We start from the raw sequence: 12,884 nt of genomic DNA, 5'->3' as shown, positions 1-12,884 counted from the left end.
AAAAAGACTGAACCAAAATAATACTTTCGGTTCAGTCTTATTTAAATGTCTATTTTTGTAACAAAAGAGTGGTCACTTATGATGTCATTTAGATTTGGATTTATTTTATTAATCCTTCTTACAAAAATATGGCTCCAAGACCTAATTCTTTAGTTTTAATTTCAACCTACTTATTGTTTATGCCATCTGTTAATTTTGAGTTTCCACATCTTCACCATGTAAGATAAAGTTACCTACTTCGATTTGTTGATCTGAAAAATTTTGAATCACACGCACATGATACTCTTCCGGGTTATGACTAATATTTTCGACATAAAATAAATATTCAATCGCATCATAATATTCTTTTTTATCTTGCAGTATTTTGATAATCCGTTTCAGCCCTTTTTCTGCTGGCTTAACTGGGCTACTCCAATTAATAATTTCAGTTGAGGTATAAATACCATCTGACAGTGGTGTAGTATCTACTACAGTTGTTACTTCTTCAGTAGTTTCAGCTATTATTATTTCTTCAGTGGTCGCCTCTAAGGTTGTTGAAATTTCCGCTAAGGTATCCTCAAGGGTTTGGGTAGTCATCTCGATAGTAGCTTCACTCGTAGAATGATCAGTTTCCACTTCCTCTTTATTATCACATCCAATAATAAATGTACAAAGGATTAAAAGTAGGAGAAGTTTTTTCATTTTACTTCTCTTCTATCATTTGAACGATTTCTTCTTCAGTCATTGAACTGTCACAACGAACTGCGACACCTGAAGCTTGTTTAACTAAAAATCCTGGTACAGTAGGAATGTTAAATTGTTCGCGGAATGATTGAATATCTTTGAAATCATATTCTTCACTTTCTGAATCAATTAAGTAAATTTTATATTGATACTCCTGTGCTACTTTATTTAATTTATTTACAAAGCGACGGCAGTATGGACAAGTTTTTCTTCCGATATAAATATTTGTCCCCTCTTGTTCTAATAATTCAATCCCTTTGACTGGTGAAATTTCCTCAAATACTTTAATTTGTTCTAAATAAGTTTCGATTTCATTCATTTTATCTACCTCCATAATATGAGTAAATTGTAACATAGTTATAAGGGAAATTCACTTAATGAGGACTGATTATTATATTGGAGTTAATATCAAGTATGACTACATATATAGGAAATAAGTTTAAATGATGAAAATTTTATTTAAGCATCTAAATCAATCTCATCCAATTTTTGACGTTGCTTGCGTTTATAAATAGTTGAAATTAAGATTAAAATAGCACCTAACATTAACAAAATCAATGCCCAAGTCATGGCTCTTTGTTGTTCTCCAGTTGTTGGTAATTGGACCGTTTGCTTTTTATTTGCGTTGGATGATGACTGTTGCTGATTGTTAGTCTTATTGGCTTCTGTATCATTTGCTTGATTATTACGATCCTTTTCACTCGATTGATTATTATTTGATTGTGTCTTTTTCTGGGACGACTGATTATTCGATTTCTCTGTTGAGATATTGTTTTTATTTAAATTTGATTGCTTGTTGTTGTTAGTCTTTTGATTGGTTGCTAATTTTGCTTTAATATTGTCCAGCGTATTAGTGTTATTACTTGATTTTGTTGTCGATGGTACCTGTTGGGTATTCGTGCTACGATTAGCAGAATATCTTGAACCCGATAATGGCTTAGTCGATGATGGAGACTCTTGGTTAGATGAATTGTCCACTATATTATGGGTAGATTCATCTTCTTTTGTATCTTCATTATTTGATGATTCAGTAATTGCATTATTATCTTCCACTTCAATGTCGCTCGTGGTTTCTTCTTCGACAAGCGTATGCCAATCGATGTCACGGTAATAGTATTCTGCTAAATAACCGGTAGTTGATGCTTCGACCGGGTGCCAAGTTTGAGTCGCTTCATTAAAGGTGACCATTTTTACTTGATATTTCTGATTAAGTTGACGTACTAAAGCAATCGCATCATCACTTACATAACCTTGATGATTTAAAAAATTTGCTAAATGATCTTTAATTAGTTGCCATGCATTGGCGTTAATTTGACTAAAATAAAGAAATTGTGCTTCTTTAATTAATAATAATTCCTGATACCTTATCAGATAGTCTTCACTGGTTTGACTTTGATAAACATCATTTTGTGCGATGCTGACAAAGCGAATCACATCATTAATGCTCAATTCTTTTCGATATTGATAGGCGCACTTTAAATCATCGTCTAGCTGAATATTCCCTTTTAAGTTAAGTGTTTGCGTTATCTCCTCAATTGTTAAAATTTGAGTAAATTGTTGATAAATATCTTCAAATCGTAGTTGATAATAAGGATATGGTACTAATTGTGATAAATAGAAATCTAAATTAGCTAAATATTCGGTTAAACTACTCATTTGGTGATCAATTAAAAAACTTTCCGCATTGATCTTAGGCACAGAATAAGCATATAGAAGACATTGATTCAATTGTTGATCAGCCATTTGATTTTCAGCTAATTGATTTTGTGCTACTTCCAATAAATATAGGGTCTCATGATACTGTGTTTCGACCATTGAGCGTGAAGCAATGACTTCGTTTTGTTGTTGAATAATTCCCTCCAAGTATTGTTGCCACTCAATGACATTTTGATCCATTTCCACCAAACTTAATTGTTCCGCTTCTGTAAGGTTATTAAATTCCGGTTCGGTTGTCTGCAGCGTTAAATAAGTTGCTTCGATGACTTCATTTAAGGTGTTGGTTGCTTGAATAATCGAATAGTTTTCATTGTGTTCGAGAGATTCAATTTCACTGGTTAAGCGATTAAATTCGCTTTCTAATTCGGATAAAGTTGTTTGATAATTCGTTATCAATTGATTAAGTTCACTCATATTGTCACTTTGATTAAACTGGTTTTGGATTAAAATTTGACAATTTTCCTGATTAATGATGTCTCCTTCCCAGTTAGTAATTAATTGGTAAGGTTGAGCTAACTCAACGGCTTGTGCTGTCACAGTGTGCGGTACTATCGTCATGATTAAAAATACTATCAATGTAATTAAATGCCATTTTTTCATTGTACACCCTCCTAAGAATAGGTACGTAAAAATAATGCCAAATACTTTTGAGCATATAAAAAAGAGTGGACCAGAAGTAGAAAATCAAATAATTTCCACTTCGTTGGTCCACCTTGCCTACTAGCGTTAAGTATAAAATAAAGCTTGAGGGTAAAATTCTTATATTATTAGTCAATAATCCTTAAAATAGCATCTAAAACAATCATGGGACTTTTCTAGAGAACTATATTCAACCTTTGGGGAAGGTCACCTACTCTAAAGTTAGTCTAAATAATCAACCACTTCAACTAAGTTTGAGTAATAGGTCATGCGTTCTTCTAAATCAGCAAACAAACCATCGCCATTGTAAATGCCATATTGTTCCCAATCTGCCAAAGGTACGACATAATAATCTTCGAATTGAGCACCGATACAATATGTCGGCATAAAACGTATTTTACTAATTTCAAATTCGCCATCCACTTCGGTAAAGGTATACTCGGCAATGCCCCCTACTTTGTTTTCTTGTTCGACTTGACCTGATAAAAAGTTACCATGAGAAAACATTGCGGCTTGATGCTTGTTATACACAATAAACGGTTGTGGTACATGAGGATGACCACCTAAAATAAAATTCGCTCCAGCATTACGCACGACATTGTTGACATTAGCTTGATAGACAGACGGTAATGTATCATATTCTTCACCATTGTGAATCATCACCACTGAAATATCCGAAATTTTATTTAAAGCTTCAACTTCTAATGGCATTAAATTCGTATCAATTAAACTTAAAAGATAGGCTTGATCTTCAGGAATATAATTCCCATTTGCACCATAACTATAAGAAAGGAATCCTACTTTAACACCATTCGCGTCTAAAACGCGCATATTATTATAATCATCCCAACTTTCATAGCTACCAACATAAGGCATATCACGTTCTTTCAAAGCTTCAATTGAAGCATAAGCTCCTTTTGCTCCTAAGTCCATTGAGTGGTTAGTAGCATTATTGACAATATCCACCCCAACCGTTTTTAATGCATCAATAATTTCCGAAGGGGCATTAAAGGCTGGATAAGTAGATAATGGGTAAGTATCACCAGCAGCAATCACTTCTAAATTAGCCGTCGTGATGTCCGCATTTTCTAAATATTTTTTAATGGGTTCAAACATTGGAGTAAAGTCATAGCCATCAGCAGTCGCTGCATTGTCGTAAACCCAGTCGTGAATTAAAATATCACCGATCGAACGAATGGTCACCGAACGTCCTTCTTTAGTAGGAGTCTCCCCTTCAGCATCAGCGTTTGCTTCATCCGCTTCTTCAGTACTTACGGTAGTCGTAGCATCTTGAGCACTTACCGTAGTCGTTTGCGCATCATTGGCTTGAGAATTAGTAGTTGGACTTTGACAAGCGACATTTAATAAGGTTAATGCACTTAATAACAAAATGTTTCTTAATCTTTTCATCTATATGCTCTCTCTCTTATCTTAATACTATTAGCCTAATTCAATCAATAACTCCCCTGCTTTGATTGAATCTTTTTCTTGGATGTACAATTTCTTCACCACACCCGGTTTAGTCGCAACAATCGATGTCTCCATCTTCATTGCTTCCGTAATAATCAATAATTGTCCCGCTTCAACTTGGTCGCCTTCTTTAACTTTAATAGCAAATACAGTTCCGGGCATTTGAGCTGCAATATGGTTATCATTTTGACGGTCGGCCAATGGTCTAATATCCACAGTCGTTTTGGCGGATAAATCATGGACTTCAACTTTTTGTGATAGTCCATTTAAGTTAAAGTAAACTGTCCTTAACCCATTTGATTTAACTGAACCGATTGAAGTCAATTCAATATTGATTGTTTTTCCTGGTTGTAACTCAACTGAAATTGTTTCATGGGGTTTCATCCCATAGAAGAAAGTTGGTGTCTCTAACACACTTACCTTACCATATTTTTCAACAAAATCAAGAAATTCTTGGGTCACTTTTGGATATAAAGCACCACTTAATAATAATTGTTCGTTTACTGGTGTATAGAGTCGTTTAGATAAGTCTTCTCTCAATGCTTCAAAATCAAATTCCGTCATCAATTCACCCGGTCTTTGAGTGAAAGCAGCTTCTCCTTTTAAAACAACCTTTTGTAAGTCTTCGTTCATCTTGCCTGCCGGTTGACCAATTTCGCCTTTAAAGAAGGAGACAACTGAAGCAGGAAAGTCTAATTTAGCCCCTTTTTCAATGACTGAAGCTTCATCTAAATCATTTTGTACCATAAATAGTGCCATATCACCTACAACTTTAGAAGAAGGTGTTACTTTAATAATATCCCCAAATAATAAATTCACTCGACGATACATTGCACTTACTTCATCAAAACGGTCCCCTAAACCTAGGGATTCAGCTTGCATCTTTAAATTTGAGTATTGGCCACCAGGCATTTCATATTGATAAACCGGTGTCCAAGCTGTTGTTAAATCGGTCTCAAATGGACGATAATATTGACGTGTCACTTTCCAATAATTAGTTAACACATCATTAACTTCCACATTTAACTTGATTTGTCGGTTGGTCCCTTGACGGGCATAGTATAGTGAATTGGCATTAGGTTGCGAATTTTGACCACTTAAAGCTGGATTTGCGGTATCAACAATATCGACGCCCGCATCAATTGCTCGTGAATAAGTTAAAACACCATTACCAGCTGTATCATGCGTATGTAGATGAATCGGTAAAGCAACTTCCTCTTTTAAGGCTTTAACTAATTGATAAGCTGCCTCCGGTTTTAATAGTCCCGCCATATCTTTAATCGCAATCGCATGAACGCCTAATGATTCAAGTTCGCGTGCTAAATTAACATAATATTCTAATGTATATAAAGAAGAACGCTCTGGATTTAAAATATCTCCTGTATAACACAAGGTTCCTTCGACAAATTTATCAGTTTTCAAGGCCGTTTCAATCGGTAATTTCATGGCTTCGACCCAGTTTAATGAGTCAAAAATACGAAAAACATCAATGCCAGCATGCGCACTTTCTTTAATAAATCGTTGAACGACATTGTCTGGATAATTTTGATAACCGACTGCATTAGCGGCTCTCAATAACATTTGGAATGGAATATCGGGAATTAATTCACGTAATTGCTGTAATCTTTCCCATGGACTTTCTTTTAAGAAATTATAAGCCACATCAAAGGTCGCACCACCCCACATTTCAAGTGAGAAATGATCTTTCATCGTTGCATTAATATACGGTGCTACTTTTAACATATCGGTTGTTCTCATACGAGTCGTTAAAACGGACTGATGAGCATCGCGTAAAGTGGTATCGGTTAATAGAGTCGATTTTTCTTCTAATAGTAATTTAGAGACTGCGCTTGGGCCCTTGTCATTTAATAGTTGCTTCCAAGTAGGTTGCTGTATCGCTGAGGGGACTGTTTTTAATCGGTTGCGACTCGCTTTATTGAAGCTTGCTGGGTGAATACTAGAGCGAACCCCTTCAACAGTCGGTATTTCACGTCTTGTAAAATCAGGTTTATCTATCTTTTCAATACCAGGAAAACCATTGACAGTCACATTGGCAATATATTTAAGTAATTTTACTCCTCGTTCTCGTGGAGGAACAAAGTCAAACAACTCAACTTTCTCAGCAATAAAGTTAGTATGATAGTCTCCTAACATAAAGTCAGGATGATGAATAATATTTTCTAGGAAACGAATATTCGTTTTAACACCTGAAATTTGAATTTCATCCAATGCACGTGACATTTTAACAATCGCACCTTTTTTATGAATAGCATAAGATGATATTTTGACTAAAAGCGAATCATAATACGGTGTAATCATTGAACCCGAAAAGGCATCACCAGCATCTAGACGAATTCCTGTTCCGCCTGGCGATTGATAACTGACGATAGTGCCAGAATCCGGTGCAAAATCATTTAATGGGTCTTCAGTCGTAATACGACATTGAATGGCATATCCTCTTGTCACTATTTGGTCTTGTGGTGGAATACCAATCTCCTCGCCAAATAAACTTTCACCATCGGCAATTTGAATTTGTGTTTTCACGATATCAACGCCTGTTACTAATTCAGTAATAGTATGTTCTACTTGGACACGCGGGTTGACCTCAATAAAGTAAAATTCATCATCGGCAACTAAAAACTCTACCGTACCCGCATTAACATAACCGACATGTTGCATTAATTGCAAGGAAGCATCTGTTAATTTTTGACGCATCTCTGGTTGCAAGCCGAACGAAGGAGCCACTTCCACTACTTTTTGATGGCGTCTTTGGATTGAACAATCTCGTTCATATAAATGAATGACATTGCCGTGTTGATCCCCTAATATTTGCACCTCGATATGTTTAGGATTGGCAATATATTTTTCTATATATAAGCGATCATCACCAAAAGATGATTTAGCTTCAGACTTTGCTCGTTCATAACTCTCAGCTAATTCACTAGCCGAATGAACGATACGCATTCCTTTGCCGCCACCACCACTGACTGCTTTAATCATTAATGGGTAACCGGTTGTTGCCGCAAACGCTTCAGCTTCTGCAAGAGATTGAATTATACCCTCACTTCCTGGAATAACTGGCAGTCCAGCACTAATCGCTGTTTCGCGTGCACGGGTTTTATTACCAAACATTTCTAAATGTCTTAACTCGGGTCCAATAAAAATAATTCCCTCTTCTTGACATCTTCTAGCAAAAGTTTCATTTTCACTTAAAAATCCATACCCAGGGTGTATCGCATCGACTAATTTTTCTTTTGCTAAGGCAATAATTCCTTCAATATCTAGGTACGCTTCGATAGGACCTAAATCTTCCCCAATTAAGTAAGATTCATCCGTTTTTTGACGATGCAAGGTGCCAATATCTTCCTTTGAGTAAATACTAACAGTGTTAATGCCAAGCTCCTTACATGCACGTCCAATGCGAATCGCAATCTCTCCACGATTGGCGATTAGCACTTTCTTAATTTTATTCATGATAAATCCTCCTCGTTGGTCTACATCTTCTGTCTATTCATCCAAGTAAATTGGTAAGCATCATTTCACTCACGAAAACTTATGGAATATATAGGAGTATTATAGCACAAAATGAGAAAGTTTCTCATTTATTTTTAAATTTAATGATTTCTTTTAATAATAAAATATTCAACTTAGCCGGTCAATTGTCTTTATCAAAGAAATGATTGTCAAAATTAGATAATTAAAGATGATAATTTATCTTTATTAGTATATAATAGTATTATCAAAAACTCATGGAGGTCATTGGAATGTATTTTACTAATCAAAAGTTTGATCATACCGCTTATTTTTTTGAAAATCCAAAGAATCCCTCTTCAACTAAGGAATATATCTATCATCGTCAAATCAACTTAAATGCCAATCATACGCAAACACTGTTCCATTTTGAAGTGCCGGTTAAGATCACTCCCATCAAGGGCTTAACATTATTAGTCATTAAAATAGCCGAAACAGATCGATTTCAAACTTATCTAATTGAATCGGAAGTCACTTTAAGAAAAGGGATTGAGTTCAATGTCTTATGCCTTTCTTCCAGTGCGACTGTCAACCTATCAACCCAAATCAAAGCAGAACCTTCTTATATTAAATTAGATAAGATTTTTACTGCCCAATCAACACCTGTATCCTTTAATTTGTTAACCATTGTATCCACTGTTAGTACGCTTTACTCAGAAGACTACCGCAAAAAATTTGTTAAGCAATCTCATTTTGAAATCATTATCGTAGAGTCGGGACAATTCAACATTGAAATTAATCATACGGTTCATACTTTAACTAAAGGCCACTTAATGATTTTACCACCGGATACACCAAGTATAAGATTTCATCACGCTGACAAACGAACACTCACACATTCAATCCGCTTTACTGCAGAAGGCATCGACTCAGCATTAATTAAGAACTTAATCAATGCGACAGAATATCTAGCTCCGTTATATGATGTCTTGCATCAGGACTTGAGTTTACCATTAGGTGCCGATAAAGTTTGGAATCAATTGGATAATCTCGTCTTTGCACTCCATCGGTCATTGCATCAAAATAACAACGAATCTAGTTCAACTATTATGCGTGAACGCTATGAAAGTGATATATTCAATGAAATCATCGATTACATCCATCAAAGCGATATCGTAGCCTTAAAAGTGAGTGATCTTGTCAATGAATTCAACCTATCACGCTCTACTTTGCAACAGTTGTTTAATAAATATGAACATACCACACCAAAAAGTTATATTAACCAACAACGATTAGAAAAAAGTCGTCAATTAATTCGTGAATCTAATTTATCGATTACACAAATCGCGACTGAATTAGGCTATGGTTCGATTCAATATTTTTCTCGAGCGTTCAGCAAAGCTTTTAATATGAGCCCATCGGAATATGCAAAGGGCTATTCAAAACGCATGTAATATCATTATTTGTTACATATGATTATTATAGTTAAAAAGCATTGACCGAATAGTTGACTTAAACTATCACTTTATAAATGAAATAATGGCGATAACCTAGCTATTATTAATGATACAAAGATAACATTTAAATAACAGGTGCGTTGTTTTTCAAATATTCTCATTTAAGAACAAAAAATTAATTTTCTATAATACAAGTTTGTTATTTGACTCCTTTTATAGCATAAAAAAGCAGTCTGCCAATGGATTAATTTTCCATTTGCTTGACTGCTTTTTTGATTAATATTATGATTCTACCTCTTCTTGGTAATCACAGTTACTACATTTTACTTCGCGACCTTTACGAGTCGTTTTTTCTACAAGGTAGTGGTCACATTTTGGACAGTTACGTGCAATTGGTTTGTCCCAAGAGACAAACTCACAAGCAGGATAACGGTCGCATCCATAGAAGATACGATTTTTCTTCGATTGTCGCTCAATAATTTCACCTTCGTGACAAAGAGGACATTTTACCCCAACTTTCTTCACGATGGCTTCGGTATGATGACAATCTGGGAAGTTACTACACGCATGGAATTTACCATAACGACCAATTTTAACGACCATTGGATTTCCACATTCCGGACAATCATACCCTGCTGGTTCGTCTTTGATTTCAATCTTTTCGATTTTTGACTCGGCTTTCGTTAAATCCGTTTCAAAATCACCATAGAACTTACTTAATACATTGACCCATTGTTCTTTACCTTCTTCAATTGAATCAAGTTCGTGTTCCATTTCGGCAGTAAAGTCTGTGTCGACTATCTGTGGGAAGAACTCTGACATCACATCATTGACAATCTCACCCAATTCGGTTGGTTCAAAGCGTTTCGCAACCATCTTAACATAGTAACGCTTGCGTAATGTTTCGATTGTAGGTGAATAAGTTGACGGACGACCAATGCCTTTTTCTTCTAAAGTCTTAATTAAACTTGCTTCATTATAACGTGCTGGAGGTTGAGTAAAATGTTGTTTAGGTTCTAACTCAACAGCTTTTACTTCGTCACCGACAGTTAATTCTGGTAAGTAATTGTCTTTCGCTTTACTTGGATAAACTTTTAAGAATCCATCAAATTTGATGCGTGATCCTGATGCTCTAAATTGAACTTGGTTTTGATCAATATCACAACGAATAGTATCATACACTGCATCAGCCATTTGACTCGCCATAAAACGTGCCCAAATAAGTGAATACAATCTCAGTTGATCTTTAGTCAACGAATCACTAATGCTGTCCGGGGTCATTGCTGGATTGGATGGTCGAATGGCTTCATGGGCATCTTGGGCTCCGCTACTGTTTTTAGTTGCTCTAGATTTACCATTATATTGTGGACCATAATTCTCACGAATAAATTCATATGCAGCAGACTGTGCAGAAGGTGCGATACGCGTTGAATCGGTACGCATATAAGTAATCAAACCAACAGTTTGGCGTCCAATCGTAATCCCTTCATACAATTGTTGTGCAACCATCATTGTTTTACTGGTTCTAAAATTCAATCGATTAGATGCTTCCTGTTGTAAGGTACTGGTAGTAAAGGGTGGTGAAGATTTACGTAAACGTTCTTTCTCTTCGATATTGGTGACATTGAAAGGTGCTTTTTCATCCAAACGTTTCATCACCTGTTGAACAGCGGTTTCATCTGGTAAATCCATCTTCTTACCATCCATACCGTAAAATTCTGCTTCAAATTTTTGACGACCTTTACTAAATTTTGCTGGAATTTTCCAATACTCTTCAGGTTTGAAATTACGAATTTCTTTTTCACGATCGATAATAATTTTTAGAGTAGCTGATTGTACACGTCCAGCTGATAGACCGCCTTTAATTTTCTTCCATAATAAAGGTGAAATAGAATACCCTACTACACGGTCTAAAATACGACGTGCTTGTTGTGCATCTACTAAGTCTTGATTTATTTTACGTGGCGTTTTGAATGCTTCCTTAACAGTATCTTTAGTAATTTCGTTAAAGACCACTCGATTTTCTGCATCTAAATCTAAATTTAATAAGTGGCATAAATGCCATGCAATAGCTTCACCTTCACGGTCCGGGTCGGCTGCAAGAAAAACTTTTTCAGAGTTTTTCGCCAATTTTCTTAATTCTTTAATCGTGTCGCCGCGTCCCCTAATACTAATATAATGAGGTTCGAAATTATTTTCGATATCGACTCCCATTTTACTTTTAGGTAGATCACGTAAATGCCCTTTACTGGCAACAACTTTATAATTTTTTCCAAGATAGCGATCAATAGTTTTCGCTTTTGTTGGCGACTCGACAATGACTAGATTTTTATAGGTAGACATTATCGCACCTGCCTTTCTTTCAATCTTTTTGAATTTTTCCTTCTATTATATAGTCAAAAACTGACTCGTTATTTTTTTAATTCAAATCGTTAACCATATTATAGGAAAGAAGACAGGTTGTCAAATATAAATATTAAAAATAATGTTGATTTTTAAATAATTGGCGAATGTCAGCCACTGTTTCCGAGACATTTAAAATAGGATACGCTCCACTGGCAATTAATTGATTGCAGCCTTGAGAGTGCTTATCAATCACGCGCCCCGGTAAAGCAAATACTTCACGATTACACTGCAAAGCATAATTAGCAGTGATTAAACTTCCGCTCTTTTGGGCTGCTTCCATCACACAAGTGACCGGTGAAATCCCCGCTATTAACCGATTGCGCATAATAAAATGATGCTTTAAAGGCGGACTATCCGGTAAGTATTCTGAAATCACTAAATGATTTTTGGCTAAGTTTTGTTGAAGCTCCTGGTGTTCACGCGGATAGGTGCGATTAAGACCACTAGCAATCAAGGCTACAGTGCTTCGTGAATGATAAGCTAACGCTGTCTCATGCACAATCCGATCGATACCACGCGCCAAGCCCGAAACTACACCCCAACCTTCTTTGGCAAAAGCAGCTACTAATGACTCCGTCATCATTCGACCATATTCCGTGGTCTGCCGTGAACCTACGATTGACACCAAAGGACGATTTAAACAAGATAAATCCCCTTGATAAAAGAGCAATAAAGGTGGTTGCGCCAATTGATACCACAGAGGTGGATAGTGAGCTTCACCAAAAATAATCGTCGATTTTGCTAATTGTTTGAAATATGCCAATTCAGCCACTTGCCAATCAATCACTTTTTGATCCGTGAATTGGTGATTAAGCCGTAACATTTTAATAATTTGATAAATCTCTTTTATTGGTAAAGCTTCTTGTTGTAAGTGTTCTTGAAATAAATAAGACAAGTAGCATTTTTGTGATCGATAATTAACCCCTGAATATATCAACCCAATCATTTGCTCTTTAATAGATAAATCCATGTGTATTCACTCTCCTTAATAAGTAAATACGC

8 protein-coding genes are annotated in these 12,884 nt (G+C 35.7%); 1 reads left to right on the top strand and 7 read right to left on the bottom strand.

Features of this window, described 5'->3' with window-relative positions; genetic code table 11:
* Positions 1–189: 189 nt before the first annotated feature.
* From GSA01S_RS01375 to GSA01S_RS01355, 5 genes are all read right to left on the bottom strand, one after another.
* Entirely contained in the window at positions 190–681 is a 492-nt protein-coding gene (locus GSA01S_RS01375; protein ID WP_066124088.1) for a hypothetical protein, read from the bottom strand.
* Position 682: 1 nt separating this feature from the next.
* Positions 683–1,042: a DUF6568 family protein gene (locus GSA01S_RS01370; protein WP_066124086.1), complete on the bottom strand. Its 360-nt coding sequence runs from the start codon at positions 1,040–1,042 to the stop codon at positions 683–685.
* 140 nt (positions 1,043–1,182) lie between these two features.
* Positions 1,183–3,039 carry a hypothetical protein gene (locus tag GSA01S_RS01365; protein WP_066124084.1) on the bottom strand — a complete coding sequence of 619 codons (1,857 nt, stop codon included), beginning with the start codon at positions 3,037–3,039 and terminating at the stop codon, positions 1,183–1,185.
* Positions 3,040–3,300: 261 nt separating this feature from the next.
* A complete protein-coding gene (locus GSA01S_RS01360; RefSeq protein ID WP_066124082.1) occupies positions 3,301–4,488 on the bottom strand; it encodes a CapA family protein in 1,188 nt (395 codons plus the stop codon).
* A 30-nt stretch (positions 4,489–4,518) separates the two neighbouring features.
* A complete protein-coding gene (locus tag GSA01S_RS01355; RefSeq protein WP_066124081.1) occupies positions 4,519–8,022 on the bottom strand; it encodes a pyruvate carboxylase in 3,504 nt (1,167 codons plus the stop codon).
* Between the two features lie 290 nt (positions 8,023–8,312).
* Here GSA01S_RS01355 and GSA01S_RS01350 point away from each other — a divergent pair, with 290 nt between their 5' ends.
* Entirely contained in the window at positions 8,313–9,473 is a 1,161-nt protein-coding gene (locus GSA01S_RS01350) for a helix-turn-helix transcriptional regulator (RefSeq protein ID WP_066124080.1), read from the top strand.
* A gap of 285 nt (positions 9,474–9,758) precedes the next feature.
* On the opposite strand, the gene topA is transcribed toward GSA01S_RS01350, so the two are convergent.
* Together topA and dprA are read right to left on the bottom strand one after the other, a co-directional pair.
* Positions 9,759–11,819 (bottom strand): type I DNA topoisomerase, encoded by a 2,061-nt coding sequence (gene topA, locus GSA01S_RS01345; protein WP_066124078.1) that lies wholly within the window; start codon positions 11,817–11,819, stop codon positions 9,759–9,761.
* A 133-nt stretch (positions 11,820–11,952) separates the two neighbouring features.
* Positions 11,953–12,852, bottom strand: a complete 900-nt coding sequence (gene dprA, locus GSA01S_RS01340) for a DNA-processing protein DprA (protein ID WP_066124076.1) — start codon at positions 12,850–12,852, stop codon at positions 11,953–11,955.
* Positions 12,853–12,884: the final 32 nt, after the last annotated feature.

This window comes from Globicatella sanguinis NBRC 15551, from assembly GCF_001552295.1.
Classification (GTDB): domain Bacteria; phylum Bacillota; class Bacilli; order Lactobacillales; family Aerococcaceae; genus Globicatella; species Globicatella sanguinis.
This window is presented reverse-complemented; position numbering and strand designations above follow the sequence as displayed.

What these genes read in the sequence shown, in the direction of transcription:
- GSA01S_RS01355 (WP_066124081.1), bottom strand. Translation starts at nt 8,022, where the DNA reads ATGAATAAAATTAAGAAAGTGCTAATCGCCAATCGTGGAGAGATTGCG.
- GSA01S_RS01360 (WP_066124082.1), bottom strand. Translation starts at nt 4,488, where the DNA reads ATGAAAAGATTAAGAAACATTTTGTTATTAAGTGCATTAACCTTATTA.
- GSA01S_RS01350 (WP_066124080.1), top strand. Translation starts at nt 8,313, where the DNA reads ATGTATTTTACTAATCAAAAGTTTGATCATACCGCTTATTTTTTTGAA.
- GSA01S_RS01375 (WP_066124088.1), bottom strand. Translation starts at nt 681, where the DNA reads ATGAAAAAACTTCTCCTACTTTTAATCCTTTGTACATTTATTATTGGA.
- GSA01S_RS01370 (WP_066124086.1), bottom strand. Translation starts at nt 1,042, where the DNA reads ATGAATGAAATCGAAACTTATTTAGAACAAATTAAAGTATTTGAGGAA.
- topA (WP_066124078.1), bottom strand. Translation starts at nt 11,819, where the DNA reads ATGTCTACCTATAAAAATCTAGTCATTGTCGAGTCGCCAACAAAAGCG.
- dprA (WP_066124076.1), bottom strand. Translation starts at nt 12,852, where the DNA reads ATGGATTTATCTATTAAAGAGCAAATGATTGGGTTGATATATTCAGGG.
- GSA01S_RS01365 (WP_066124084.1), bottom strand. Translation starts at nt 3,039, where the DNA reads ATGAAAAAATGGCATTTAATTACATTGATAGTATTTTTAATCATGACG.